Source organism: Rhodococcus sp. EPR-157 (assembly GCF_001647195.1).
Taxonomy (GTDB): domain Bacteria; phylum Actinomycetota; class Actinomycetes; order Mycobacteriales; family Mycobacteriaceae; genus Rhodococcoides.
The window spans coordinates 1-607 of record NZ_LVCV01000356.1 but is presented as its reverse complement, the minus strand read 5'-3'; the positions used below and the strand labels follow the sequence as shown (position 1 = coordinate 607).

Genomic DNA, 607 nt, shown 5'->3' with positions numbered 1-607 from the left:
CCGAGATCCACCGCTCGATAACCGGGCGGCGGCCCGATACGGTTGGTGTCCGTAACTCTCGCCACCTCTCGAACGCCGGGAGAAACGATCCGAATGGAGCTGGACCTGTGTACGTAGTGGTGATGGGGTGCGGCCGTGTCGGTGCATCGCTGGCAGGCGCTCTCGCACGGATCGGTCACGAGGTCGCCATCATCGATCGGGACGAAACTGCGTTCCTACGCCTCGACCCGTCGTTCGACGGTCATCGCGTGGTCGGGATGGGCTTCGACCGGGATGTTCTCGTCAAGGCAGGGATCGAGAGGGCCGAGGCATTCGCTGCGGTGTCCTCCGGCGACAACTCGAACATCATCGCTGCGCGAGTGGCCCGCGAGACGTTCGGAGTCGAGAAGGTCGTCGCTCGCATCTACGACGCGAAGCGAGCGGCAGTCTACGAACGGTTGGGAATACCGACCGTCGCGACGGTTCCCTGGGCCACGGACCGTTTCCTGCACAATCTGCTGCGTGAGGATCCGACTACCAAATGGCGCGATCCGTCCGGCAGCGTCGCAGTCGTCTTGCTCGACATCCACGAAGGATGGATCGGGAAGAAGTTGTCGCTGCTCGAGGA

General features: G+C 63.3%; 1 protein-coding gene. It reads left to right on the top strand.

Annotation, left to right across the window (positions count from 1 at the left end):
* Positions 1–107 precede the first annotated feature (107 nt).
* A partial coding sequence (locus A2J03_RS16435) for a potassium channel family protein (protein ID WP_156520423.1) occupies positions 108–607 on the top strand: 500 nt, incomplete at its 3' end.